A 25,516-nucleotide genomic window follows, 5' to 3' on the forward strand; every position below is an offset into this window, starting at 1 on the left:
GCGTGCCCATGACAAAGGGTAAGAAAGAACAAGACATCAACGAAGGTGCGCGTAACGCCTCGGCTGAGCCCCGGGCTTTCTTGATGACTTGTTGTAAGCCTGCTCGAACGGCCCGTCAAGGCTTTGGTCCAGACCGATGCGTGTTCAAGAGGTGGCGACAGATGTGAGAGGCGCGCTGGCCGTGCACCCGTAAGGCCCACCCGTGCCCCCGTAAGGCCCACCGGTGCACCCGTAAGGCCCACCCGTGCGGCCCTCTTCCAGGACCGCGAGCAGCACAGCGGGGCTCAGTTCGCGGGCCCCCAGCCGAAGGTCTCCACGATCCGCTGGGCGGCGCGTGTGGCCGTCAGGGAGCCCTCGCGGACGCGCTCTTCCAGCAGCGGGGCGAGGCGCCGTACCTCGGGGTGCTGTTCGAGGCGTCCCAACAGGTCGTCGCGGACCATGGACCACACCCATTCGACCTGCTGGTCGCGGCGTTTCGCGGCCAGCTCCCCGGTGGACTCCTGGAGGGCGCGGTGCCGCTCGACGCGCTCCCACACCTCGTCGAGTCCCGTACCCTCCCGCCCGCTGCACGTGAGCACGGGCGGGGTCCACGAGGCCTCGGAGGACCGCATCAGCCGCAGCGCGCCCGCCAGCTCGCGGGCGGCGGAGCGGGCGTCGCGCTCGTGCGGTCCGTCTGCCTTGTTGACGGCCAGTACGTCGGCGAGCTCCAGCACGCCCTTCTTGATGCCCTGGAGCTGGTCGCCTGTGCGGGCGAGGGTGAGCAGCAGGAACGAGTCCACCATCTGGGCCACGGTCGCCTCGGACTGGCCGACGCCGACGGTCTCGACGAGGACGACGTCGTAGCCCGCCGCCTCCATCACGATCATCGTCTCGCGGGTGGCCTTGGCGACGCCGCCGAGCGTGCCCGCGGTGGGGGAGGGGCGGACGAACGCGTCCGGGTTGACCGCGAGCCGCTCCATTCTCGTCTTGTCGCCCAGGATGGAGCCGCCGGTCCGGGTGGAGGAGGGGTCGACGGCCAGGACCGCCACCCGGTGGCCGCGCTCGGTCAGCAGGGTGCCCAGCGCGTCGATGAACGTCGACTTGCCGACACCGGGTACTCCGCTGACGCCGACGCGGCGGGCGCCGCCCGCGTGCGGCAGCAGCGTCGTCAGCAACTGCTGCGCCAGCTCCCGGTGGTCGGCCCTGCGGGACTCCACCAGCGTGATGGCCCGCGCGATGTACGCGCGGGATCCTGCCAGTACGCCCTTGGCGTAGTCGTCGGGGTCGATGGTCCGGGGCACGTGCTCAGCCCTCACCCTCCGTGGAGCCGCCGGAGGCCTCGGAGCCCGCGCCCGGCTGGGAGTCCGCGCCCGGCTGGGAGCCCGCACCCGGCTGGGAACCCGCGGGCTCGGCCAACTCGTCGTGGCCGAGCGAGGCGGCCAGCTTCCGCAGCAGGCCGTACGCGGCCTCGGGGATGACCGTGCCAGGGGGGAAGACCGCCGTCGCGCCGGCCTCGTGCAGCGGTTCGACGTCGGCGGGCGGGATCACTCCGCCGACGACGATCATGATGTCGTCGCGTCCGGCCGCCGCCAGCTCCTCCCGCAGCGCCGGTACGAGGGTGAGGTGTCCGGCCGCCAGCGAGGAGACGCCCACGATGTGCGCGTCCGCCTCGACGGCCTGCCGTGCCACTTCGGCCGGGGTCTGGAAGAGGGGGCCGACGTCGACGTCGAAGCCCAGGTCGGCGAACGCGGTGGCGATCACCTTCTGGCCCCTGTCGTGCCCGTCCTGGCCCATCTTGGCCACCAGCAGCCGCGGCCTGCGGCCTTCCGCCTCCTCGAAGGCGTCCACCAACTCCCGGGTGCGGGCCAGGGACGACGACACTCCTGCCTCCTCGCGGTACACACCGGAGATCGTACGAATCTGTCCCGAGTGGCGCCCGTAGACCTTCTCCAGCGCCTCGGAGATCTCCCCGACGGTGGCCATGGCGCGTGCCGCGTCCACGGCCAGGGCCAGCAGGTTGTTCTCCAGGCCTGGCCCGGACGCCGCCCCGGCGGCCCGCGTGAGGGCCTCCAGCGCGGCGCGGCAGGCGTCCTCGTCGCGTTCTTCCCGCAGCCGCCGCAGCTTGGCCACCTGCTGGGCGCGGACCGAGGAGTTGTCGACCTTGAGGACGTCGATCTGCTCGTCGCTCGCCGCCCGGTACTTGTTGACGCCGATGACCGGCTGCCGCCCCGAGTCGATCCGGGCCTGGGTGCGGGCCGCGGCCTCCTCCACGCGCAGCTTGGGAATGCCCGCGTCGATGGCCTTGGCCATGCCGCCCGCGGCCTCGACCTCCTCGATGTGCTGCCAGGCGCGCGCCGCCAGGTCGTGGGTGAGCCGCTCCACGTAGGCGCTGCCGCCCCACGGGTCGATCACCCGGCAGGTGCCCGACTCCTGCTGGAGCAGCAGTTGGGTGTTGCGGGCGATGCGCGCGGAGAAGTCGGTGGGCAGCGCGAGGGCCTCGTCCAGCGCGTTGGTGTGCAGCGACTGGGTGTGGCCCTGGGTGGCGGCCATCGCCTCGACACACGTACGGGTGACGTTGTTGAAGACGTCCTGCGCCGTCAGCGACCAGCCCGAGGTCTGCGAGTGGGTGCGCAGCGACAGCGACTTGGGGTTCTTCGGCTCGAACCTGTTCACGAGCTTCGCCCACAGCAGCCGCGCCGCGCGCAACTTGGCGACCTCCATGAAGAAGTTCATCCCGATCGCCCAGAAGAACGAGAGGCGGGGGGCGAACGCGTCGACGTCCATGCCCGCCTCCAGCCCGGCGCGCAGGTACTCCACACCGTCGGCCAGCGTGTACGCCAGCTCCAGGTCGGCCGTCGCGCCGGCCTCCTGGATGTGGTAGCCGGAGATGGAGATGGAGTTGTAGCGCGGCATCTTCTGCGAGGTGTAGGCGAAGATGTCGGAGATGATCCGCATGGAGGGCTGCGGCGGATAGATGTAGGTGTTGCGGACCATGAACTCCTTGAGGATGTCGTTCTGTATGGTCCCCGCCAGCTTCTCGGGCGCTACGCCCTGCTCCTCCGCGGCGACGATGTAGAGCGCCAGCACCGGCAGGACGGCGCCGTTCATCGTCATCGAGACGGTCATCCGGTCCAGCGGGATGCCGTCGAAGAGCTGCCGCATGTCGTAGAGCGAGTCGATCGCCACGCCCGCCATGCCGACGTCGCCCGTCACGCGCGGGTGGTCGCTGTCGTAGCCGCGGTGGGTGGGCAGGTCGAAGGCGACCGAGAGGCCCTTTTGACCTGCTGCCAGGTTGCGGCGGTAGAAGGCGTTGGACTCCTCGGCCGTGGAGAAGCCCGCGTACTGGCGGATCGTCCACGGCTGGTTGACGTACATCGTCGGGTACGGGCCGCGCAGGTAGGGGGCGATGCCCGGGTACGTCCCCAGGAAGTCGAGGCCGTGCAGGTCCTCTTCGGTGTAGAGGGGCTTGACGGCGATGCCCTCGGGGGTGTGCCACGCCAGGTCCTCGACGGAGTGCCCGGTGCGCTCCTTGACGGCCTCCCGCCACCGCTCGCCGGCCTGCTCGCGTTCCCCGTCGGACCCGGGCTCGGCGCCGGACTCTGCGGCGGGCTCGGCTTCGAGGCCGACGGTCGTGAAGTCGGGGATCGCGGAGGAGTCTTCCGCGCCTGTCGTCTGCCGGCTCATGCGTCGACCCCCATGCGGTCGAGGAGGGAGGTGAGGGCGGCGACGGCGTCACCGCCCGCGTGGACGAACTCGTCGACACCGGCGGTCCGGTACGCCTCGCGCCGCTCCGCGTCGGGCTTTCCCGCCAGGAGCACCCGCGCGGCCCCCGCCTGCTTGAGCGCGGTGGCGACCTGCGCGGCCTCCTCGGCGTAGAGCGTGTCGCTGGAGCACAGGCACGCCACCGTGGCGCCGCTGGCGGTGAACGCGGCGGCCGCGGTGGTGGCGTCCACCGTCACCGGATCGTGTACCGGCTGGATGCCGCCCGCCTGGGCGAGGTTGGCGACGAAGGAGACGCGCGCCGTGTGCGCGGCGGCGGGGCCGAGCGCGGCCAGGAAGAGCTTCGGGCGCGCACCGGTGGTCTCCAGGTGGCGGTCGGAGCGGACGCGCAGCGCCTCGTACGCGTCGTCCCTGCGTACGCGCGGCAGTCCGCCGCCGGGGGGTTGCGGTGCGGGCTCGCGGGCGACGGGCCGCTCGTCCAGCAGTGGGAACTCGCTGACGCCGGTGACCGGTTCGCGGCGCCGGGCCAGTGCGGTGGTGCGCAGCTCCCAGCTCTCGCGCAGCCGCTGTTCGACCAGTCCGTCGCGCAGCGCGGCGGCCATGCCCCCGGCGCCCTCGATCTCCTGGAAGTGCGCCCACGCGGTGTGCGCCAGCTCGTCGGTGAGCGTCTCCACGTACCAGGAGCCGCCCGCCGGGTCGATCACCCCGGCCAGGTGGGACTCCTCCAGCAGGATGGCGGAGGTGTTGCGGGCGATGCGCCGCGCGAAGGCGTCGGGCAGCCCCAGCGCGTCATCGAACGGCAGTACGGTGACCGCGTCGGCGCCGCCGACTCCGGCGGCCAGCGTGGCAACCGTCGTGCGCAGCATGTTCACCCACGGGTCGCGGCGGGTCATCATCACCGGCGAGGTGACCGCGTGCTGCCGCTGCGCCCCCGCGGGCGCCGGTGCGCCGCAGGCCTGCGCCACGCGCGCCCACAGCCTGCGCGCGGCCCGCAGCGTGGCGATGGTGGTGAACTGGTCGGCGGTGGCCGCGTACCGGAACTCCAGCTGTGCGCACGCCTGCGCCACCCCAAGTCCCGCCCGTGTCATGTCGCGCAGGTAGGCCACCCCGGTGGCCAGCGCGCACGCCAGCTCCCGCGCGGGGGAGCCGCCGGCCTCGTGGTAGGGGAGCGTGTCCACCACGTAGGTGCGCAGCCCGGGCGCGTCCCCGGAGCAGCCCGCCGCCAGCTCGGCCGCTTCCTGGCGCAGCTCGGACACCGTGTCGTGGGCGCCGGTACGGGCGGCGTGCCCCAGCGGGTCCGCGCCCAGCACGCTGCCGGGCGCGGGCTCGGCACCGCCGGTCAGCTGCCCGCGCAGCCGCAGCAGTTCGGCGGCCGCGGGCCCGAACGCGGCACCCGGTTCCAGCACGACGGGTGCCAGGTCGAGGTAGACGCCCTCCAGGGCCCGCGCCAGCCCGGCGACGGGCAGCCCGGTGGCGCCCACAGTCAGCCACAGTGAGGTGACCCCGCTCGCAAGGTCGTCGAGCACGGCATCGCGGGTGCCCTCGATGTCGGCGCGGGTGTGCCGCTGCCGTACGTCCCACCCCCGGGCCGTGTTCCCCTCGGCGCGGGCGCCGCGGGTGAAGGGTGCGAACCCCGGCAGCCCGGCGGGTCCTCCCGCGTCGCTGCGGGTGTAGAGGGGGCGCACCCTGATGTCGTCGGCGAGCGTCGTGGTGAGGGCGGACTCGGGCGCGGCGTCGTCGAAGGCCGTCGCTCCCGTCTTGCGCAGAACCCCGGCGACGAGCTGCTGCCACTGCTCGTGCGTCGCGTCCGGGAAGTCCTGAGCGAGGGAGAGCCCTTCTTCAGGCGGGACCGTCATGGCCGCAGATTAGGTGAGCCAACTCGCGAGTAGCAGGGGGCACGGGTGTGACCTTGCACTCTCCCGTCCAACGGAGCACGCCCCTGGTCACCCCTGGGCGCGTCCCCGTTCGCACTACTGGCCCCTTTGCAGCCGGTATCCGGCGCGCTGCGCGAGCGCGTGTGGGGCCGCTTCCGCAGTCGCTCCCCGCCTGCGGCCCCTGCGGCCCTCGCCGGTCACCCCTGGCCGGAGGCCGCCAGGTGGCGGCCCGCGAGATGGTCGGCTCTGCGGGTGGTCTCCGGCTGGCGGTAGGTGGGGGCCAGCCGGAGGGTGAGCGCGGTGGCGTGCTCCAGGCCGATGCCGCTGCCGACGGAGACGAAGACGGGCTTGACGCCGTCCTGGGTGCGCAGCGCACGGCCCACCTCCTCGCCTTCGATGGTGAGCGGGGAGAAGGAGCCGCGCTCGCGGCCGGGTTGCGCGAAGTCGAAGAGGAAAGGCGTCTTGGCGACCCCGAAGCAGGGGAGGCCGGTCAGCACGCCCAGGTGGACGGCGAGCCCGGCGCGGCGCGGGTGCGCGATGCCGTAGCCGTCGCAGACGATGACGTCGGGGCGGTGGGCCAGGCCGTCCAGCGCCGCGGTCACCGACGGCAGTTCACGGAAGGCCAACAGGCCCGGAACGTAGGGGAAGTCCGTGCGGCCCACGTGCACGGACTCCTCCACGACGTCGAGGGTGGCCGCGTCCAGGGTGACGGCGGCGGCGACCAGGCCGCCGCCGTCCGCGTAGGCCACGTCCACGCCCGCGACGGTGCGCACCTGGTCGGGCGCAGGACCCTCAGCCGTCAGGTCGGCGGCGTCGCGCAGCCGCTCCTGGAGGGCCACCGCTTCCGCCTCGGTGGTGGGCCAGGCCTGCGGCCCGCTGGGCTCTCGGCGGTCTCGGCGGTCTCGGCGTTCCCCCGCTCGTATCCCCATGGGGCTGCTCCGTCTCTCCGTCTCACTCGGCGCACACGACGTCGTGCAGCTCGATCGGGTGGGAGTCTAGGGCGACGTAGGCGGTGGAGGTGCTGGTGGTGCCGTCGGCCCAGTAGGCGGTGACCGTGGCCCAGCCGAAGCCGGCCGACTGTGCGACGGTCACCGGGCCGACCTCGATGTTCCGCGGTGCGTTCTGCGCGCACAGGATGACGTCGTGGTCGGGGTTCTGCCGCTGTTTCGCCTTGAGGAGGTCCGAGACCCACTTCTCGCGCTGCTGGTCGGTCGGCCCGTGCTCCCCGTAGAACCAGCCCAGGAAACGGCGGATCTCGGGGCCCGTGTGGCGGTCCTGTGCCTGGGGTGACGAGGCGGGCGGCGCGTAGATCTGGGGCGTGGGCTCGGAGGGCGCGTGGAGCTGGGGCGTGGGCTGGGACGGGTCGGCCTGTGCGGCGGGCGCGGCGAGCGCGAGCGCGGCGGCCGTGGCGGCGCAGGCCGCGAGGACGGTCGTGCGGACGCGGCGGCGGGTGGCGGTACGGGGCATCGAACACCTCTTTGCCCGGGCATGACCCGGATCGGGAATGTCGGCCGTATCGTCCGCCTTTTCGGCGCGCGGAGGAACGACAGTGCCGCGATGCGCCCCATGAATCCCTCGTCCGGGTGTCGCCGTGCTCCCGGAACACCGCACCGCCGTATCCCGTAGCGTTCGCCCTCCCACAAGCCCGAGGGAGGGCGGAAGGGGGAGAGACCGGAAGGGGGGAACGGGACATGGAAGCCGACGGCATGCGGCGCGGCACCCTGCGGTCCGTGGACCTGGCGCGGGCGGTCGGGATCTCGACGCAGCAGGTGCGCAACTACGAGGAGGCCGGCGTCCTCCCACCGGCGACCCGCACCCCTTCCGGCTACCGCGCCTTCACCGAGCGCCACCGCGTCGCGCTGCTCACCTTCCGGGCTCTGGCCGGCGGCTACGGCGTCGTCCGGGCCCGGCACGTCATGGTCGCCGTCCACGCGGGCGAGGTGCCCGAGGCGCTCGCTCTCGTCGACGCAGGACACGCCGAACTGCACGAGCAGCGGCTCTCCCTCCGGGCGGCGGGCGAGGCTCTCGCCGAGGTCGTGCGGCAGAACCTCGGCGGGCAGGTGCCGCCGCCGCGTGCCGTGTCCTCGGCACGAGCCGTCTCCTCGTCGCACGCCTCGCTGCGCGTCGGCGAACTCGCGCACCAGTTGGGCGTCCGTCCCTCCACACTGCGCGTGTGGGAGTCCGCCGGGCTGCTGAGGCCGCACCGCGATGCGGCCACCGGCTACCGGCTGTTCGGACCGGCGGAGGCGCGAGAGGCCCGCCTCGTCGCCCTGCTGAGGCAGAGCCGCTACCCGCTGCCGCAGATCCGCCCCGTGCTCGACGGTCTGCGCGAGGCCGGCAGCACCGAGCAGCTGCGGGCCGCGCTCGACCGCCGCGCGAGGGACCTCACGGCTCGTACGACGGCGATGCTGGAGGGCGCGGGGTTGCTGCACGCCTATCTGCGGGACCATGGGGCGCGCACGGAGCCCTCGGGGACCGGGCCGCACGAAGAGCGCGAAACCTGAGACGATCGCACGCGTGTCCGACACCCCCTCCGCCGCACGCTTGCCCGCTTTCGCGGGTGAGTTCGAGATCCATCTGACCGTCGACGCCGCCTGCCCCGGTGTGGCGTCCGGGGCGCTGGCCGCCTACGCGGCGCAGCGGGCGTGGAAGTACGCCCGCATCGTCCTCGACCGGGGGCGCACCCCGGATCAGCCCATGGTCACGCTCACCGCGGAGGGCGGGCTTGACGCGGTGTGCGAGACGGCGCGCGCGGCGGCGCGGGAGCTGGCCGACGCGGGCGCTCCCGTGGTCCGGGTGAAGATCGAGGCGGCACCGTGGGCATCCGGGGTGCCGCGCACGGACGACGAGGGTGCCGCACTCGGTCCGGCGTACTACTTCGAGCACCACGTCAAGCTGCTGCTGCCGCAAGCCCACTCCGGCACCGGCGACTCGGGCGCCGGCGACTCCGATACCGGCGACTCGGGCGCCGACAGTGCGAGCGCCCGGCTGGCCCGGCTGGTCGTACGGCACGACGCACACCTCTCCCGCAACGCGCGCAGGACCCGTGCGGACGGGCGACGGGAGCACTTCGTCACCCAGCGCTGCCGCGAGGTCGGCGACGAGACGGCGGGACGCCGGCTGAACGACCTGCTCGCGAGCCTCTCCTCCCTCCGGCACCCGATCCTCGCCACCGAACGGGAGTTCGTCGTGCACGACAGCGCGGAGGCCCTGGACGAGGGCTGGATAGCCGAAGGGGGAGCGGCGGTCACCAGACCGCGCGCGTACGCGGCGGCGGGCTGGCGGAAGTTCGGCCCCGGGCCGTGGGCGGCCGAGGAGACGGTGCCGCAGCGGGAACTGGACGAGGAGACGCGGGCCGCGCTCGAACTCCCGCACACACTACGGCCGGTCCGCGGCGGGGAGCACGTGGTGCAGCGCCCGGTGTTCGACCCCTCGGCGGCGCACCACGCCAAGGCGATGCGACTGGGGGACCCGGAGTTCGCCGACGCGGAGCGGGGGGAGCGCTGGTATGCGGCACGGCGGAGGGCGCTGGATCTGGCGCTGGCCGCCGTCGCCTCCTCCGGGTGGGCGGAACACCTGGTGCTGCGCGGCAGTGTGCTGCTGCGCGCCTGGTACGGAGAGGCGGCCCGCGACCCCGGTGACCTCGACTTCGTCGTGGAGCCACCGGACTGGCAGGTGACCGACGAGCGCACCGAGCGCATGCTCGGCCAACTCGCCCACGCCGCCGAGGCGATCTCCTACGCCGCGGAGGAGACCTCCTACCCCGCGGAGGCGACCTCCCCTGCGGCGGCCCCCCATGCGGCGGCCGCACTTGCGACGTGCGGTGCCGTCAGGCTGGACGCGGAGAGCGCCGCCCGGGACGAGATCTGGACCTACGACCGGGTGCCGGGCCGCCGTCTCGTCATCCCGTGGACAGCCGAGGGGCTGCCCGGCGGCACCGTCCAGCTCGACTTCGTCTTCAACGAGCCCCTTCCCGCGCCCGCCGTCCGCACGCGGGTTCCGCGTCCGGCGGGCGCGGCGGGGGAGCCGCTGACCGTCCGCGCGGCGTCCCGCGGACTGTCGCTCGCCTGGAAGCTGCTCTGGCTGGTCAGCGACGCCTACCCGGAGGGCAAGGATCTCTACGACGCGGTACTGCTGGCCGAGGACCCGGCCGTCGCGCTGCCCTTCGAGACGTTCCGTGCGGTCTTCCGGGACGTCGAGTACGGACTGTACGACCGCAATCCCGTCCTCCTGGGCGACCTCGCGTACGCGGCGCAGAGCGCGGAGTGGTTCGAGTTCGCCAAGGAGCACCCGCACCTCGCGGGGCCGCCCGACTTCGCGCACGACGCGCCCGCCGCCGACTGGGTGGACCGGCTCACCACCGCGCTGGCCCCCACATTCGCCGCCGACGACGGCAGCGGTGCGCCCGCCTCCCGCTACCAGCTGTCCGCCCGCTGGCTCGCCCCGCTCGTCGCGCGGTGCCGTACCGCCTTCGCGGACGGCGGCATTCCGGCGGTGCTGGAGTGGCTGTTCGCCACCCATGTGCCGCCGCGCTCCGCGCTCGTGGTCGTGCGGGAAGTCCTCGGGAGCACCCGGCACACCGTGGACGGGGTGCTGCCGCTGCTGGCCGCTTTCAGGCCGCCGCCCGACCCGGACCGTCCGTGGCGCCGTGGCGGCTGGGACGAGCAGCGGCTCCGGGAGGCGGCGGACGCGCTGCGGGAGGGAACGGAGCCACCGAGCGCGAGCTGAACCGTACGGGGCGCAGCCGCGTGGCCCCTCATCCGAACGTGGCACCATCGTCGGCATGGCAGGCTTCCTGACCCCCGACCAGCTCGCCGCCCGCACGTCCCGCGCGCGCGACGCGGCCGTCGCGGCGGGGCGCGCTCTCGGACTCACGGTGACCGACGCGCGGGTGCTGCACGACGTGTTCTCCGTCGTCGTGCACCTCGCCCCCTCGCCCGTGGTCGTCCGGGTGCCCACCGTGCTGCCCTCCTACGCCGACCCGGACACCCAGGCGGCACGGCAGCGCCGGGAACTCGACGTGGTCGGGTGGCTCGCTCAGCAGGGCACCCCGGTGATCCCGCCGAGCCCGCTCGTTCCGGCCGAACCCGTGCGGCGCGACGAGTTCTCGATGACGTTCTGGCAGTACGTCGAACAGGACAGCGGTACCGAGCCCGACTACGTGCGCAATTCCGGCCTCGTCGCCGGTCTGCACGCCGCGCTGCGCGCGTACCCGGGCCGAGTGCCGTTCCTGTCGGCGGCCGAACCGGAGTTCGTCACCGATGCACTCGCCGTTCTCCAAGAGCGCCCCGATCTTCTGCCTGCCGCCGACCTGGACCGGGCGCGCCGGGAGTGGGAGATCCTGGAACCCGTCGTCCGTACCCGCGCGGGGTTCGAGGCGGCGTTCCCCGGCGTCGGCTTCCAGCCGATCCACGGAGACGCCCCGGCGGTCAACATCGTCTCCACAGAGGGCGGAGAGCTGTACTCCGACTTCGAACTGGTCACCTACGGACCTGTCGAGTGGGACCTGGCCGCCCTCGGCCCCGAGGGGGAGGCCGCCTACAACGCCGCCGCGCGGCGCGCCGGACTGCGGGCGCTGGACGAGCGCGCGGTGCGCCTCGTCAACGCCGTGGGCGCCTCCCGCGCGGTGGCCTGCCTCGCGCTGGCGCCGCAGCTGCCGCTGCTCGTGGAGGCGCTGGAGCCCGCCCTCGACACCTGGCGGGCCGCGCCGTTCGCCGGTGGCCTGAGCGGCCTGTCAGCCGACGGCTGACGACGCTGAGCCGCCGGCTGCGGGCGGTGGTTCTCCTCCGGCCGTGGGCGGCGGCCCCCAGGGCGCCTCCAGCGCCGCCCGCAGCGCGGCGACGGCCTGCGTGCCGATCCGCTCCGCGAGGCGGGCCTCCAGCTCGTCCAGGATCCGCTCCGCCTGCCCGTGGACCCGCTCGCCCTCCCCGGTACGCCGGATGAGCCGCTGCCGCGCGGACGCCGGGTCCGGGGCCCGCTCCAGCAGACCGGCGGCGACCAGTCCGTGCACGGCCTGGTGTGCCGTCTGCCGGGTGACACCCATCCGCCGGGCCAGCGCGGCGACGGTCGTGCCCTCCTCGTCCAGCGCCGCGAACAACTGCGTCTGGGTCGGCGACACCGGCTCGGCACCCGCCTCAGCCAACGCCGCCAGCAGCGCCTCGTCGAACCAGCGCCTCGCCTCGCCGAGCAGCTGGGGCAGATTGCGGCGGCTGTCGTGCATGGGTTCCTCGCGGTGCGGTCCGGCGGGGGCGGGTCGCCCCCGCCGGTCAGGTTACCGAGAGTGCCGAGGTGGTGTGTCACCTCCAGAAGAACATCCGCCCGGCCCCCGGCGGGCACCCGCAGTGCGCCCACACCGTCTTGCCGGGAGCGGCGGGCGTACGGGGCCGTACGCCCCAGTCCTTGGCCAGTGCGGAGACCAGCACCAGCCCGCGCCCCGACTCCTCCTCGGGGCTCGGCGGCACCGGCGTGGGCGTCGGCAGCGCCTCGCCCCTCGTGTCGGTCACCTCGATGAGGAGCGTGCCCGGCTGGGGCAGGTCGAGGGCGAGTTCGAAGTCCCTTCCGGGTACGCGGCCGTGCACCACCGCGTTCGCGGCCAGCTCCGCGAGGACGGCTGCCGCCTCCTCGGACGCTCTGCTGCCGTACGGCACGCCCCAGCTGTCCCACTCGTGCAGAGCGAGGAATCGCGCCAGACGGGCGCCGCGCGGGGTGGCGGAGAACCGCTGTACGAACATACGCTCGGTAGCGGGTGTGGATACGGGAGTTGGTGAGCGACGCTGCTGCATGGGCGCCACGGTCGCGGCTCCGCCGCCCCCTGAACCAGGTCGGCAACCCCTACGCTGCGCGAGCGTAGGGGTACGGAGTGTGGACAGCACGCTCCGAGAGCCGTAACCCTGGGTCAGTTCAGGGAGGTGGCGTGAAATGACCGATGAGGAACCGGGCCCGGACGGCTGCGGCAAGGAACCCGAACGCTCCGACAGTCTGCGGACGTTCGGAGCCGTTGTGAAGGCTTTCCGCGAACGGGCGGGCCTCACCCAGGAGGCCTGGGCGGAACTGTCCGGGTACTCGCTGAGTACGTGCGCGGGCGTCGAGCAGGGGCGCCGGTTTCCGCCGCCGGGGTTCATCGAGCGGGCGGAGGACGTTTTCGACGCCTTCGGTGCGTTGAGGAAGGCGTCGAAGTTCCTCTCGCGGGGGCACGGGTTGGCGGCGTGGTTCCGCCAGTGGGCCAAGATGGAGTTGACGGCCCTCAGTTTGTACACCTACGAGTGCCGGGTGGTACCCGGCTTGTTGCAGACGGAGGCGTACGCGCGGGCGGTTATCGACGGTGTGCCACCGTCGCTCCGCGTCGAGCGGGTCGAGGAGCTGGTGGCAGCTCGTTCGGAGCGGCAGGAACTCCTGCACCGAGACGATCCGATTACGTTTAGCTTCATCGTCGAACAAGCCATCTTGGAACGCCGAACAGGGGGGCCGGATGTTACTCGGCAGCTCCTGGACCACATCATCGCGTGCGCGCGGCTCAGGAACGTCGAACTACAGATCATGCCGTTGGTCCAGCCGGATCATGCCGGCCTCGATGGGCCGATGCAGTTGATGGAAACGCAGGAGCGGCAGTGGTTCGGCTACATCGAGGGGCAGAAGGTCGGTCAGTTGATCTCGGACCCGGAAGCGGTCAGCGACCTCCAGGCGCGGTATGCAAAGCTGCGCTCGCAGGCTCTTACTCCTGCGGACTCTCTGAGCCTACTGAAGCGAATGCGAGGAGCGTTATGAGTGCCAACGCCGAGTTGAACTGGTTCAAGAGCAGCTACAGCGGCTCGGAGGGCGACAGTTGCGTCGAGATCGCGCTGGACTGGACAAAGAGCAGCTACAGCAGCTCCCAGAACGACGCCTGCGTGGAGGTCGCCACCACGCCCGCCACCATCCATGTGCGCGACTCCAAGGACACGGCCATTCCGGCCCTCGCGGTCTCTCCGTCCGCCTGGGCGGCGTTCGTCGGGCACGCGTTCCGGGACTGACGCGACGGGCACGCGAACCGCACCCACCAGGGGCCCACACCGCACGGTGTGGGCCCCTGCGCATGTCTTGACACGCGGCGGGCGCCACTGCGTTACTGACCGCACCGAATGATCGGTCGGCGCGAAACGGGAGGTCAGGCGTGGGGAACGGACCCGTGGAGGCGATGTGGAAGGCCGACAGGGCCTCCGCCGCGCTCGGTATCGAACTGGTCGACAAGGGGGCCGGTTCCGCCACCTGCCGCATGACGGTGACGGGTGCGATGGTCAACGGGCACGGCACCGCGCACGGCGGCTACGTCTTCCTGCTGGCGGACACGGCGTTCGCCTGCGCCTGCAACAGCCACGGCCCGGTCACCGTCGCGGCGGGGGCCGACATCACGTTCGTGTCGCCCGCATGGGAGGGCGACGAGTTGCGGGCTGTCGCACAGGAGCGCACGCGGTACGGCCGCAGCGGCCTCTACGACGTGACGGTGCTGCGCGGAGAGGGCGAGATCGTCGCGGAGTTCCGGGGGCGCAGCCGTACGGCGACACCGTCCCGCACGGCGGGGGAGGCGGCGTGACGGACGACCTTCTCGACGCGGGGGAGCGGCTGTCGAAGGGCGAGCTCCAAGCTCTCCAGTTGCGACGGCTCCAGGCCACCCTCCGGCACGCGTACGACGACATCGAGCTGTACCGCCGGAAGTTCGACGCGGCGGGCGTCCGCCCCGAGGACTGCCGTTCGCTGGCCGATCTGGCGAAGTTCCCGTTCACGACGAAGGCGGACCTGCGCGACACGTACCCGTTCGGGATGTTCGGCGTGCCGATGGAGAGCGTGCGCCGGCTGCACGCGTCCAGTGGGTCGACGGGGCGCCCGACGGTCGTCGGCTACACGCAGCGGGACCTGGACACGTGGGCGGATCTGGTCGCCCGGTGCATCCGTGCGGCGGGTGGCCGCCCCGGCGACAAGGTGCACGTCTCCTACGGGTACGGGCTGTTCACCGGCGGGCTGGGGGCGCACTACGGTGCCGAGCGCGCCGGGTGCACGGTCATCCCGGCGTCCGGCGGGATGACGGGGCGGCAGGTGCAGCTGATCCAGGACTTCCGTCCGGACATCATCATGGTCACGCCGACGTACATGCTCACCCTGCTGGACGAGTTCGAGCGCCAGGGCGTCGATCCGCGTACGACGTCGCTGCGGGTGGGCATCTTCGGTGCGGAGCCGTGGACGGAGGCGATGCGGCGGGAGATCGAGGAGCGGTTCGCGCTGCACGCGGTGGACATCTACGGGCTCTCGGAGGTGATGGGGCCGGGTGTCGCGCAGGAGTGCGTGGAGACGAAGGACGGGCTGCACCTGTGGGAGGACCACATCTATCCGGAGCTCGTCGACCCGCTGGGGGAGACGCCCTGCGGTGATCCGGGCGAGCGCGGCGAGCTGGTGCTGACGACGCTCACCAAGGAGGCGCTGCCCGTCATCAGGTACCGCACGAGGGACCTGACGCGGCTGCTGCCCGGGACGGCGCGGCCCGCCTTCCGCCGGATGGAGAAGGTCACCGGGCGCAGCGACGACATGATCATCCTGCGCGGGGTGAACGTCTTCCCCAGCCAGATCGAGGAGATCGTGCTGGGGCTGCCCGCGCTGGCACCGCACTTCCAGCTCCTGCTGACCAGACAGGAGAGGATGGACCACCTCAGCGTGCTGGTCGAGGCACGGGCTGACGCGACGGGTGCCGAACGCGAGGCGGCCCGCGCCGCCCTGGTGCGGGGCGTGAAGGACGGAATCGGAGTGAGCGTCGAGGTCCGGGTGGTGGACCCGGAGACGGTCGAGCGTTCCGTCGGCAAGTTCCGCCGTGTCCGCGACCTGCGTCCCCAGGGGGCGGGCGTCCCGGTGTAGTGCCCGCCGGTCGGGCCTCACCGCCGACCCGTTCGCCCTCCCGGAAGCGCGGTCGGCGAGAAGTGCCGGTTTACTGCCGGTATGAGCGTCCTTCCCGGCCATGACCGTCCCAAGCGGCGGTTTGCCCTGCCCACCCGTGCCCGCAGACACCGGGTGGGGGCACGGTCCTTCCATCAGGTGGAGGACACCCTCATCCGGAACTCGACCACCGGCGGCGTGCCGGGGGACAACGAGGCGGGCGTCATCGGCTGGGGCACCTCCTGGCGCATGCAGGGCTACCTGCTGATGGCCGAGCGGACGGGCAACCCCGCCTACGCCACCCGCCTCGCGGAGCTCATCGACCACGTGCTGGCCGCCCGGGACGAGGTGCGCGGGATCGCCGACCACGGTGGGGTCTCCGCTCCCGTGTGGAGCACGGCGACCAAGTTCACGGCCGCCACCGCGGACGTGCCCGACGAGGCGGGCGAGATCGCGCTGGAGGTGACCGTCTGCCCTCCGCGCGCGCTGGACGCGCGCGTGACGGTGCGGCCCGAGGGCGGCGAGGGACGCTTCGCCCTCACGGTGGCCGGGCAGGGACGGCCGGAGTTCACGGTCGAGGGCCTGAGCCTCGACCCGGCCGACGAGCGCCGCGCCGACCGCGTGCTCTACGCGGCGTACGAGCAGCGCAGCGCGGTCACCGGGCGGCTCGTCGCCGCGGGCGAGCGGTCCGCAGGACGGCTGCGGACGGGGCTGCGGCCCGACGCCGCCCCGCCGCGACAGGTGCAACCCGGCACCTACCCCGTCCGTCCCGCACGGGTCGCCCTCGCGGCGCAGACGGGCATGATCACCTACCCGATCGCCGGGCTCGTCAGGCTGGCCCGCCAGGACCCGTCCCACAAGGCCGTACCGGCGTCCGTACGGGCGCGTCTCGACGGCTATCTCGACGCCGTCCTGCGGGCCGTCCAGGCACACGACCACCAGTGGCAGTCCGCGTCCGGACGGCGCGGCTGCTACCGGTGGCTGCCCGAGGAACCGGTCTCCTTCGCGGGCGCGGAACTGCCGACCAACGAGTTCCTGGCGATGGGCCGCACCTTCGTGCACCTCGCCGCGCTCACGGGCGAGAAGGAGCACGCGGAGCGGGCCGCCGCCATGGCCCACTCCCTGCGCGCCGACCTGGTGCGCCAGGACGGGCGGGGGGACGGGGCCGCGACGTGGCCCTACTGGCCGGCCTTCGGGCGGGTGCACTGCGGCTGGAGCGCCACCGGCAGCCCGGACACGGACGGTTCGGCCTACCGTCCCGCCTACGCGCCCGTCACCGCGCCGGAGGACGTCACCCACGCGCTCATCGACCTCGACTTCCTGCACCTCTACCACAGCCAGCCGACAGGGTTGCTGCCGCCGGTCTTCGACGACGGCGACCTGCGGTCCGTGGCGGCGACCTTCACCCGCCACGTCGTGGAGCGGACGCCCGGGACGGACGGCCGTCCGGGGCGCCCCCGTATGCGGCACGACGTCAGCGGCGGCGGCCGGCCCGGCACCGACCGCGAACAGGCCCACGTCGCCGCGTGGCTGCCGCTGCGGGGCTGGTCGGACGAGGTGGCCGACCTCGTCCACGCCATCCACCCGCCGACCCCACCGCCGCCGGCGATGGGGGTCGACACCTACTGTGCGGCGTTGTTGGCCCGCTGGGCCTGATGCGGGCCTTCCGGGTAGGGGGTGCCACTGGTCGCTGTGTGCGGCCTGCGGGTCGGCTGTGGCTGGTGGGGGCACCTCCCGGCCGGAGGCTGGGGGAGCAGTTCCCCGCGCCCCTTCGGGGCGCTCAGGCAGCGGAGGGTTTCAGCAGCGTCTTGACCATTCCGTCTTCCTTGCGCTGGAAGGTTCCGTAGGCCTCCGGGGCCTTCTCCAGCGGCAGGGTGTGGGTGGCGAAGGTGTCCACACCGAGCGGGTCCTCGTCGGTCAGGAGCGGCAGGATGTCGTCCACCCAGTGGTGCACGTTCGCCTGGCCCATGCGCAGCTGGATCTGCTTGTCGAACAGCTTCAGCATCGGCAGCGGGTCGGCCGCGCCCCCGTAGACGCCCGAGAGGGAGACCGTGCCGCCACGGCGCACCACGTCGAAGGCCGCGTTGAGCGCCGACAGCCGGTCGACCCCCGCGCGCTGCATCATCTTCTGGCCCAGCGCCTCCGGTAGCAGTCCGACCGCCTGGTGCGCCGCCTTGGCGACCGGCGCCCCGTGCGCCTCCATGCCGACCGCGTCGATCGCGGCGTCCGTGCCCCGGCCGTCCGTCAGCTCCCGCACGGCGGCGCCGATGTCGTCGTGTTCCCGCAGGTCGAGCGTGTGCACTCCGCGCAGTCGCGCCCGCTGGAGACGCTCGGGCACCAGGTCGACGCCGATGACCTGTCCCGCGCCCTGGTGCAGCGCGATCCGGCACGCCATGTCACCGATCGGGCCGAGGCCCAGCACGGTGACGCTGCCGCCCTTGGGGATGTCCGCGTAGGCCACGGCCTGCCAGGCGGTGGGCAGCACGTCGGACAGGTACACGTAGCGCTCGTCCGGCGGCCCGTCGGGCACCTTGATGGGCAGGTGATTGCCGAACGGCACCCGCAGGAACTCCGCCTGCCCGCCCGGCACCTGGCCGTAGAGCTTGCTGTAGCCGAACAGGGAAGCGCCGGTGCCGTACTCGTGCACCTGTGTGGTCTCGCACTGGGACTGGAGCCCCTGCTCGCACATCCAGCAGGTGCCGCAGTTGACGTTGAACGGCATGACGACCCGGTCGCCGGGGGACAGCGCCGCGACCTCGGGGCCGACCTCCTCGACCACGCCCATGGTCTCGTGCCCGAGCACGTCACCCTGGTCCAGGAACGGGCCCAGGACCTCGTACAGATGCAGGTCGGAACCGCAGATCCCACTCGTGGTGACCCGGACGAGGATGTCGTCCGGCTGGGTGATCTCCGGATCGGGGACGGTCTCCACGCTGACGTTGCGCTTGCCTTGGTAGGTGAGGGCCCTCATCACGTCTCCTCGGGTCGCGGGCGGTACCGCCCCTGCGGTACCGCCCGACGGGCGGCTTTCAGGTCCGCGGGCGGCTTTCAGGTCTGGTTGAGGCGGCGCGCCGCCCGGTCGTTGAGTGCGCTGACGGTCGACTGCCAGCGGGAGCGGCCCTGGCGCCCGGAGGGCTGCGGCCCCGGCATCAGCCGGGCCACCAGCTCGTTGGTGCGGGTCACCAGCGTCGGAGCCATGCCGTACGCCTTCGCGCCGAGCTGTGCCGCCGGGGTGAGCACCACCCGGGTCCGCCGCTGTTCGACGGCGTGCACGATGCGCTCGGCGGCGCGCAGCGCGTCCATGGACAGCCCCGGCAGACCCGCGAGCGTCGCGAACCAGGCGTACTCCTTGCCCTTGTCACCGGTGAGTTCCACCTGGTTGTGGGAGCCCGTCCGCATCAGACCCGGGTGGACGCCGGTGACGCTGACGCCGTCCTCGGCCACTTCGGCGCGCAGCCCCTCCGCGAGCGCGGCGACCGCCGACTTCGCACACGAGTACGGCAGCAGATGCGGCACGGGCAGCAGCCCGCCCACCGAGCCGATCAGCCCAAGACGGCCGCCCGCCGGACTCTCGCGCAGGTGCGGCAGTGTCTCCATGGAGGTGTGCAGCGCGCCGAAGAACATGGTGTCCATGGCGCTGCGGAACGCCTTGGTCCCCGCCTCCTCAGCGGGCCCCACCTGGATGTTCCCCGCGTTCGCCAGGACGACGTCGAGGCCTCGCTGGTCGGCGGCGGTCCGCTCCACCAGCTCGCGGACGGCCTCCCGGTCGGTGACATCGCACACCCGTCCGGTCACCGTGTTGTCGCGGGTTCTGCGGCGCAGGAGCCCCACCGCGTGATCGAGCTCCTCCTGGTCACGGGCCGCGACCGTCACATCGCAGCGCCGCTCCACGCACTGCCGGGCCAGCAGCAGCCCCAGCCCCCTGGAGCCGCCTGTCACCAGCACCGACAGATCCGAGAGTGCGTCCATCACCTGCCTCCTCAACGACGGGCGGCCGGCGGCTCTGTCGAGCCGTCGCTATCCGGCGGTTCCCCTCATCGGCCGAGTCACACCCGCATCCGCCTGCATCCGCCCGCACCCACCCGCAGGACAGCGCGCATGCGCGTCGGACCCAGGAGGTACTCGTGGGACGAGAGCGACGAAGGAGCAGCACACATGCAGATCGGTTACAAGCTCGCGACCGAGCAGTACGGGCCCCAGGAGCTGATCCGACAGGCCATCGCCGCCGAGGCCGCCGGATTCGACTTCGTCGAGATGAGCGACCACTACCACCCGTGGCTGAACGAGCAGGGCCACTCCGCCTTCACCTGGAGCGTGCTCGGCGCCATCGCGGCCAAGACCGAGCGCATCGGCCTGGTCACCGGCGTGACCTGCCCCAGCATGCGCTACCACCCGGCGATCGTCGCCCAGGCCGCCGCCACCATGGCGCTCGTCTCCGAGGGCCGCTTCGTCCTCGGCGTCGGCTCCGGCGAGCGCCTCAACGAACACGTCACAGGACGCGGCTGGCCCGCGGTCTCCGAACGGCACACCATGTTCCGCGAGGCCCTGGAGATCATCCGGCTGCTGTGGCAGGGCGGCTACCGCTCCTACGAGGGCACCTACCTGCGCCTCGAGGACGCCCGCGTCTTCGATCTGCCGCCCGAGCAGCCCATGATCGCCGTCGCCGCGAGCGGCGCCGCCTCCTCCAGGATCGCCGCCGAACTCGGTGACGCGCTCTTCGCCACCGAGGAGAAACCCGAGATCGTCCGCCACTACCGCGAGGCCGGCGGCACGGGGCCCGGCTACGCCGAGGTGCCGATGGCGTTCGCCGGGAGCGAGAGCGAGGGCGCCCAGTCGGCGCTCACCTACTTCCGCTGGGCGCTCAGCGGCTGGAAGGTGATGAGCGAGCTGCCCAACCCGGTCAACTTCGAGGCCGCCACCGCGCAGGTCCGCGAGGAGGACATCCGCGAGCGCTTCGCCTGCGGCAACGACCCCGCGCGCTACCTGGAGGTCGCCAAGCCCTTCGCGGACGCCGGATTCGACCGCCTGGTCCTGATGAACGCGGGCCCCGACCCGCGAGCCTTCTTCGACTTCTGCGACGCGGACCTGATCCGCCGCCTCCGGGAGCTGACCCCGGCGAAGAGCTGACGCCCACGAAGAGCTGCCGCCCGCCCGGCCCCGCCACCGAAGTGCCCCTCCGCGGCCACGAGGGCAGACCTGCGCTGTCGGTGGCGGCTGCGATGCTGCCGGGATGACGACCTGGAATCTGCTCGATCTGGACGAGGCCCTGCGGGCAAGCTGGGCTGCCGACACGGCCTCCCCCGACGACCAGGAGAACTGGCAGCCGGAGAACCCTGCATGGGGCCACTGCGACATCACCGCACTGGTCGTCCACGACATCTTCGGCGGTGCTCTCGTGGTCGGTGAGGTCTATCTTGCCGACGGGGGCCGGCGGGGCTACCACTGGTGGAACCGGCTGCCCAGCGGCGCGGAGCTCGACCTGACACGTGAGCAGTTCAGGGACGGGCAGACGGTGACCGCGGCCCGCGTCGTCGAGCGACCGCCGGGCCCGCTGCGCCGGTGGGACGAGTACCTTCTGCTGCGCAAGCGTGTCATCGGACGCCTTGGTGCGCTGCCGGAGCCGACGGTCCCGTTTCGGTCATGCTGAAGACCTCGGCCACGGCCGCCGTCGACCGGCTCCCGCACCACGCGTGCGTCGTCCTCAGCGAAGGACCTCGCTCCGGCGGCTCCGGAAATGCGTTGCGGCCATGCGCGGGCATGGTCTGAGCTGTGCGCGCACCCCTGTCGAGCCCCTGTACGAGGAGCACCATGCCGCGTGCCGTCAGCCTCATCCGCTCCAGCGCCCTGTCCGACGTGGCCGAGTACGCCTACGCGGCGACGGCACCCGCCGAGGCCCGCCTCGTCTTCCTCGCCGGTGCCTGCCCGCTGGACGCCGACGGGGCCGTCACCCCGCTCGGTGACCACGCGGGCCAGGCCGCCACGGCGGTGGACAACCTGCGCACCGCCCTGCGGGAGGCCGGTGCGGGGCTGGAGGACCTGATCAGCACCCGGGTCCTGGTCGCCTCCAGCCGCCAGGAGGACCTGGGAGCGGCCTGGGAGGTCTACCGGGACGCCATGGGGGAGCACGACGTCCCCAGCACGCTGATGGGCGTCACGGTCCTCGGTTACACCGGACAACTGGTCGAGATCGAGGCGGTGGCGGCCGTCCTCGACTGACGGGGGGGCGCTCGCCCGACCGGCGGCGGTTGCCTCAACTGGCCGGCAGCTGGAACGGCACCACGTTCCACGGGCTGCGCGGCGCCCGCGTCAGCGCGTGGTGGGCCTGGAGCACGGAGGTGTACCAGTCGCCGAAGTGCTCGTCGTCGAAGTGCAGGCAGCGGCCCATCACGTATGCGGCGGAGAACTCGGCCCAGGACGTGTAGGTGCCGCGCACACCCGCGCTCACCCGCTGGAGAGCGTCGTACATCTCGGCGCGGGTCGCAAAGCGGGCGCCGCGGCCCCAGCGGGCCATCTTCGAGCCGCGCCCCAGGTCCCACGCGGCGACGGTGCGGACGCTCTCGTCCGGCCCGAGCAGTCCGTCGGCGCGGAAGCGCGCCTCGTAGCGGAGGATCTTGCCGACCATCTCGCGCATGTCGGCGATGAACGTCTCGAACTCCGCCTCCTCGGGCGCCTCGACGACGCGCCGCAACGTGCTCTCCACGCAGTCCCGCCACAGCCCCGCGTCCACCGGACCGCGGTCCCCGTGCTCCTTGCGCAGGGCCAGCCGCGCGCCCAGCACGAAGTCCCAGTACCAGGGGCTGACCTCGCACTCCAGCAACCGCTGCTGGATCTCCAGCCAGTCCTCCCGGTCACCGACACCCCAGAATTCCTCCAGGCGTTCGACCTCGCTGCTGTAGCCGGCGCCGTGCCAGTCCAGGGTGTTCCACGGATCGCCGTTGTAGTAGCACAGGTGCGCGCCGCAGGCCAGGCCGTGCAGCAGCGGTCCGGACCCGGGCGCACCCGTGAAGCGCGTGACCACACGGTTGAGGAGGCCCTCCGGATCGAACAGCTCCTCGTGTAGGTCCGACCACACCTCCCGCTCCTCGTCGTCCACCTGGAACATCACCTGGCACGGTGTCGCCGCGTTGACCACCAGCACGTCCACCTCGGGCGGCACGATGTCCGCCAGGGTGCCCAGGGTGATGAACTCGTAGACCACGTAGGGGTGCGGAGGAGGAAGCACCCCGTCGGTGTAGACCTGCGTCATCGTGCGCACCACGCCGTCGGATCCGGTGACCTCGCTGGTCCACAGCCGCCGCTCGCCGGGCGCGCGGGTGGTCTGCTCGATCGGCATCGGGTGGTACACACCGTGGTGCGCGAGGGCACGCAGATAGGTGTAGCTCTCGTCGACCTCGGTCAGCTTGTAGAGCCGCCGCTCCAGGTCGGCCGGTGCCTGCCAGTGACCGCCGCCCTCGTTCTCGACGACGGGAAAGATGTCCTCGTGCTCGTCCTGCTCGCCTACCGCGTACACCCTCGCCCCGTTCCGGCCCCGCGCCCTCGCCCCGGTCCGGCCCGGCTCCGCGCCGCGCCGTGCCGAGGCCCCGTGCATGATCCAGTCGGTCACGCTACCGCCCGTGCCGGGCCCGGCGGGGGCCGGGTGGGAACGGCCCGGGGACCGCCACGCGACCGTGGCGGCGCGTCCGAGTGACGGCGTCAACCACTCGGTGACGGCGCCGGTCTCCGCTCACGACCACACCCGTTGGGTGCCCAGCACCTCCAACAGCGCGAGCCGCTCCGCGGCCTGCGAGCCCCGCGCCGCCGTGTAGAGCACCACCCGCAGCCCCTCGGCCGAGGAGAGGACGTCGCAGTCGAGCACGAGGGGGCCGACCTCCGGATGCTCCACCGTCTTGGTCGCCCTCGTGTGCGCCCCCACCGCGTGCGCGTCCCACAGCCGCGCGAAAGGGCGGCTCACCCCGAGCAGTTCGGCGATCAGGCTCCGCAGCCCCGCGTCGGCCGGATAGCGGGCGGTCGCCGCCCGCAGATCGGACACCGCCGCCGCCTCGAAACGGACCCGCTGCTCCTCGCTGTGCCGCACCCGGCCCGGCGGCTGCGTGAAGTGCCGCCACACCACGTTGCGCTCCCGCCCCCGCAGCCGAGACGGATCACCCAGGAGAGCCGCGAACAGCGGGTTCCACTCCAGCAGCGTCCACGCCGCGTCGAACACCCCCACAGGGGTGGCCGGCAGCTGCTCCACCAGCCGCGACACCCCCGGTGACACCTGCGAGGGCATGCGTCCCGCGTCCGGCACGGCGCGGCCCGCCAGCAGGAACAGATGCCGCCGCTCCTGATCCGAGAGCCGCAGCGCACGCCCCAGCGCGGTGAGGACCTGCTCGGACGGGGACGTCGCCCGGCCCTGCTCCAGCCGTACGACGTAGTCCACCGACACGCCCGCCAGCGACGCCACTTCCTCCCGCCGCAGCCCGGCCGCCCTGCGGGACCCTCCCGCGGGCAGCCCGGCGTCGGCCGGATCCGCGCGATCCCGCCACCGACGCAGCGCCCGGCCCAGGTCGCTGCCGCCCGTCCGCCCCGCCGCGCCACCGCGCCGGGCTCCCGTCGATCGGTCCATCCCTCCAGTGTCCGGTGGCGAAGGCGGTGGGCAAGAGCCCGTCCTGGTACCGCTGTTCCCAGGAAAACGCGACTACTCCCCGGAACCGCGTCCCCGGCGGCAGTGTGCCGTCCATGACCACCACACTGATCACCGGTGCCACACGTGGCCTCGGCCTGGAGACCGCACGCGCGCTGTCGGCCCTGGGGCACACCGTCTACCTCGGCTCCCGCGACGCGGAACGCGGCGAGCGGGCCGCCAGGCAGACCGGCGGGCACATCCTCCCCCTCGACGTCACCGACGAGGCCTCGCTCCACGCGGCCGCCGCGCTGCTGCACGAGCGGGAAGACCACCTCGACGTCCTCGTCAACAACGCGGGCATCCCGGGCCCGTTCACCGAAGCGACCGAACTGACCGGCGACGACCTGCGCACCGTCTACGACACCAACGTCTTCGGCGTCGTCCGCACCACCCGCGCCTTCCTGCCGCTGCTGCGCGCGGCCCCGAACCCCGTCGTCGTCAACGTCAGCAGCGGCCTCGGCTGCCTCACCGCCGTCGGCGATCCCGCAGCACGCGCGAAGGCTGTGCCCGACTGGATGCCGGGCCTCGCCTATGCCTCGTCCAAGGCCGCGCTGAACATGGTCACCGCGCAGTACGCGCACGCGCTCCCCGGCTTCCGGATCAACGCCGTCGACCCCGGCTACACGGCGACCGACTTCAACGGGCGCACCGGCCACCGCACGGTCGAGCAGGGCGCGCGGATCATCGTGCGCATGGCCTGTGCCGGCCCCGAGGGACCCACCGGCAGCTACCTCGCCGACCACGGGCGCCTCCCGTGGTGAGCGGCCGCGCCCCCCACCGGATCGCACTCGTCCACGACTTCGTGTGCGCCCGCTCCTACCTCGCCTTCACCCGGCTGCGGCGGGCCCACGCCCTGCACCGCGCGGAGGGCGGCACCGCCCGGCTCGTCCTGCGCCCCTACCAGATCCGGCCCGACGCTCCGGCCGAGGGCGAGCCGCTGTTCGACGTGCACCGACGCGAACGCGGTGAGGCCGTCGCCCGCGCCATCCGCGCCGACCGCACCCTCGGCGCCGCCGACGGCCTCGACCTGCGCTTCGACCGCGCCGTCTTCACCAACACCCGCGCCGCCCACCACCTCACCGCCCAGGCCGCCGCCCAGCACCGGGCCCCCGAGATGGCCGCACGTCTCTTCCGTGCCTACTTCACCGACGGACTCAACATCGCCGACCCGCACGTCCTGGCCGGCTTGGCAGCCGAGGCGGGCGTACGCCCTGAACCCGACCTCGGCGGGCACCTCACCGCCGAACTCGCCCGCACCCGGCACCTCGGCAGCCCCACCGGCCCCGTCCTCCTGGCGGACGGCCACCCCGTGCTGTCCGAGGAGCCGACCGAGGAGGAACTGCGCGACTGCCTGCGCAGCGGGGCGCCGCGGTGAGAGCCG

General features: G+C 72.9%; 25 protein-coding genes. 14 read left to right on the top strand and 11 right to left on the bottom strand.

Annotated features, from left to right (window positions below):
* Positions 1-284: 284 nt before the first annotated feature.
* From meaB to MMF93_RS28365, 5 genes are all read right to left on the bottom strand, one after another.
* Entirely contained in the window at positions 285-1,280 is a 996-nt protein-coding gene (gene meaB, locus MMF93_RS28345; protein ID WP_242755922.1) for a methylmalonyl Co-A mutase-associated GTPase MeaB, read from the bottom strand.
* Between the two features lie 4 nt (positions 1,281-1,284).
* Positions 1,285-3,663: a methylmalonyl-CoA mutase gene (scpA, locus tag MMF93_RS28350; protein WP_242755924.1), complete on the bottom strand. Its 2,379-nt coding sequence runs from the start codon at positions 3,661-3,663 to the stop codon at positions 1,285-1,287.
* Entirely contained in the window at positions 3,660-5,555 is a 1,896-nt protein-coding gene (locus MMF93_RS28355; protein WP_242755926.1) for a methylmalonyl-CoA mutase family protein, read from the bottom strand. Before MMF93_RS28355 ends, scpA begins: the two co-directional genes overlap by 4 nt.
* 215 nt (positions 5,556-5,770) lie before the next feature.
* Complete coding sequence (locus MMF93_RS28360) at positions 5,771-6,502, bottom strand: endonuclease V (RefSeq protein ID WP_242755927.1); 732 nt, start codon at positions 6,500-6,502, stop codon at positions 5,771-5,773.
* 22 nt (positions 6,503-6,524) lie between these two features.
* Complete coding sequence (locus tag MMF93_RS28365; protein ID WP_242755929.1) at positions 6,525-7,040, bottom strand: hypothetical protein; 516 nt, start codon at positions 7,038-7,040, stop codon at positions 6,525-6,527.
* Between the two features lie 224 nt (positions 7,041-7,264).
* Between MMF93_RS28365 and MMF93_RS28370 the strand changes: the two genes are divergently transcribed.
* Genes MMF93_RS28370 through MMF93_RS28380 form a run of 3 tightly spaced genes read left to right on the top strand, consistent with a single transcriptional unit; the run spans position 7,265 to position 11,322 of the window.
* Entirely contained in the window at positions 7,265-8,077 is an 813-nt protein-coding gene (locus tag MMF93_RS28370) for a MerR family transcriptional regulator (protein ID WP_242755931.1), read from the top strand.
* A gap of 13 nt (positions 8,078-8,090) precedes the next feature.
* Positions 8,091-10,301, top strand: a complete 2,211-nt coding sequence (locus tag MMF93_RS28375) for a nucleotidyl transferase AbiEii/AbiGii toxin family protein (RefSeq protein ID WP_242755933.1) — start codon at positions 8,091-8,093, stop codon at positions 10,299-10,301.
* 55 nt (positions 10,302-10,356) lie between these two features.
* Positions 10,357-11,322, top strand: a complete 966-nt coding sequence (locus MMF93_RS28380; RefSeq protein ID WP_242755935.1) for a phosphotransferase — start codon at positions 10,357-10,359, stop codon at positions 11,320-11,322.
* On the opposite strand, the gene MMF93_RS28385 is transcribed toward MMF93_RS28380, so the two are convergent.
* On the bottom strand, positions 11,308-11,793 hold the full coding sequence (locus MMF93_RS28385) for a MarR family winged helix-turn-helix transcriptional regulator (protein WP_242755937.1): 486 nt from the start codon (positions 11,791-11,793) through the stop codon (positions 11,308-11,310). The genes MMF93_RS28380 and MMF93_RS28385 overlap by 15 nt on opposite strands.
* A 76-nt stretch (positions 11,794-11,869) precedes the next feature.
* Positions 11,870-12,304, bottom strand: coding sequence for an ATP-binding protein (locus MMF93_RS28390; protein WP_242755938.1), 435 nt, complete (start codon positions 12,302-12,304; stop codon positions 11,870-11,872).
* Positions 12,305-12,491: 187 nt separating this feature from the next.
* Between MMF93_RS28390 and MMF93_RS28395 the strand changes: the two genes are divergently transcribed.
* From MMF93_RS28395 to MMF93_RS28415, 5 genes are all read left to right on the top strand, one after another.
* Positions 12,492-13,337, top strand: a complete 846-nt coding sequence (locus tag MMF93_RS28395; protein WP_242755939.1) for a helix-turn-helix domain-containing protein — start codon at positions 12,492-12,494, stop codon at positions 13,335-13,337.
* Positions 13,334-13,582, top strand: coding sequence for a DUF397 domain-containing protein (locus MMF93_RS28400; RefSeq protein ID WP_242755940.1), 249 nt, complete (start codon positions 13,334-13,336; stop codon positions 13,580-13,582). The genes MMF93_RS28395 and MMF93_RS28400 overlap by 4 nt, the downstream gene beginning before the upstream one ends.
* A 164-nt stretch (positions 13,583-13,746) precedes the next feature.
* Positions 13,747-14,142, top strand: a complete 396-nt coding sequence (gene paaI / locus MMF93_RS28405; RefSeq protein WP_242757817.1) for a hydroxyphenylacetyl-CoA thioesterase PaaI — start codon at positions 13,747-13,749, stop codon at positions 14,140-14,142.
* On the top strand, positions 14,139-15,452 hold the full coding sequence (paaK, locus tag MMF93_RS28410; protein WP_242755941.1) for a phenylacetate--CoA ligase PaaK: 1,314 nt from the start codon (positions 14,139-14,141) through the stop codon (positions 15,450-15,452). The genes paaI and paaK overlap by 4 nt, the downstream gene beginning before the upstream one ends.
* Positions 15,453-15,533: 81 nt before the next feature.
* Positions 15,534-17,126, top strand: a complete 1,593-nt coding sequence (locus MMF93_RS28415; protein ID WP_242755942.1) for a hypothetical protein — start codon at positions 15,534-15,536, stop codon at positions 17,124-17,126.
* Positions 17,127-17,250: 124 nt separating this feature from the next.
* Here MMF93_RS28415 and MMF93_RS28420 read toward each other — a convergent pair whose 3' ends face one another.
* Both MMF93_RS28420 and MMF93_RS28425 read right to left on the bottom strand, forming a co-directional pair.
* On the bottom strand, positions 17,251-18,441 hold the full coding sequence (locus MMF93_RS28420) for a zinc-dependent alcohol dehydrogenase (RefSeq protein WP_242755946.1): 1,191 nt from the start codon (positions 18,439-18,441) through the stop codon (positions 17,251-17,253).
* A 77-nt stretch (positions 18,442-18,518) separates the two neighbouring features.
* Positions 18,519-19,439 (bottom strand): SDR family NAD(P)-dependent oxidoreductase, encoded by a 921-nt coding sequence (locus tag MMF93_RS28425; protein WP_242755948.1) that lies wholly within the window; start codon positions 19,437-19,439, stop codon positions 18,519-18,521.
* A gap of 186 nt (positions 19,440-19,625) precedes the next feature.
* Between MMF93_RS28425 and MMF93_RS28430 the strand changes: the two genes are divergently transcribed.
* The 4 genes from MMF93_RS28430 (at position 19,626) to MMF93_RS28440 (ending at position 21,686) form a co-directional block, all read left to right on the top strand.
* The gene (locus tag MMF93_RS28430) at positions 19,626-20,597 is read left to right on the top strand and encodes a TIGR03557 family F420-dependent LLM class oxidoreductase (protein WP_242755949.1); all 972 of its coding nucleotides are present in this window, start codon (positions 19,626-19,628) and stop codon (positions 20,595-20,597) included.
* A 103-nt stretch (positions 20,598-20,700) separates the two neighbouring features.
* On the top strand, positions 20,701-21,117 hold the full coding sequence (locus MMF93_RS28435) for a YunG family protein (RefSeq protein WP_242755950.1): 417 nt from the start codon (positions 20,701-20,703) through the stop codon (positions 21,115-21,117).
* Positions 21,111-21,236, top strand: coding sequence for a hypothetical protein (locus MMF93_RS33435; RefSeq protein ID WP_274709511.1), 126 nt, complete (start codon positions 21,111-21,113; stop codon positions 21,234-21,236). Before MMF93_RS28435 ends, MMF93_RS33435 begins: the two co-directional genes overlap by 7 nt.
* 42 nt (positions 21,237-21,278) lie before the next feature.
* The gene (locus tag MMF93_RS28440; RefSeq protein WP_242755951.1) at positions 21,279-21,686 is read left to right on the top strand and encodes a RidA family protein; all 408 of its coding nucleotides are present in this window, start codon (positions 21,279-21,281) and stop codon (positions 21,684-21,686) included.
* Positions 21,687-21,720: 34 nt separating this feature from the next.
* Here MMF93_RS28440 and MMF93_RS28445 read toward each other — a convergent pair whose 3' ends face one another.
* Together MMF93_RS28445 and MMF93_RS28450 are read right to left on the bottom strand one after the other, a co-directional pair.
* Positions 21,721-22,980: a DUF1266 domain-containing protein gene (locus MMF93_RS28445; protein WP_242755952.1), complete on the bottom strand. Its 1,260-nt coding sequence runs from the start codon at positions 22,978-22,980 to the stop codon at positions 21,721-21,723.
* A 213-nt stretch (positions 22,981-23,193) separates the two neighbouring features.
* Positions 23,194-24,075, bottom strand: a complete 882-nt coding sequence (locus MMF93_RS28450) for a helix-turn-helix transcriptional regulator (RefSeq protein WP_242755953.1) — start codon at positions 24,073-24,075, stop codon at positions 23,194-23,196.
* Positions 24,076-24,188: 113 nt separating this feature from the next.
* Between MMF93_RS28450 and MMF93_RS28455 the strand changes: the two genes are divergently transcribed.
* Together MMF93_RS28455 and MMF93_RS28460 are read left to right on the top strand one after the other, a co-directional pair.
* The gene (locus MMF93_RS28455) at positions 24,189-24,896 is read left to right on the top strand and encodes an SDR family NAD(P)-dependent oxidoreductase (protein ID WP_242755954.1); all 708 of its coding nucleotides are present in this window, start codon (positions 24,189-24,191) and stop codon (positions 24,894-24,896) included.
* A complete protein-coding gene (locus MMF93_RS28460) occupies positions 24,893-25,510 on the top strand; it encodes a DsbA family protein (RefSeq protein WP_242755955.1) in 618 nt (205 codons plus the stop codon). Before MMF93_RS28455 ends, MMF93_RS28460 begins: the two co-directional genes overlap by 4 nt.
* Positions 25,511-25,516 lie beyond the last annotated feature (6 nt).

The sequence above is a fragment of the Streptomyces tubbatahanensis genome, assembly GCF_022699385.1.
GTDB lineage: Bacteria > Actinomycetota > Actinomycetes > Streptomycetales > Streptomycetaceae > Streptomyces > Streptomyces diacarni.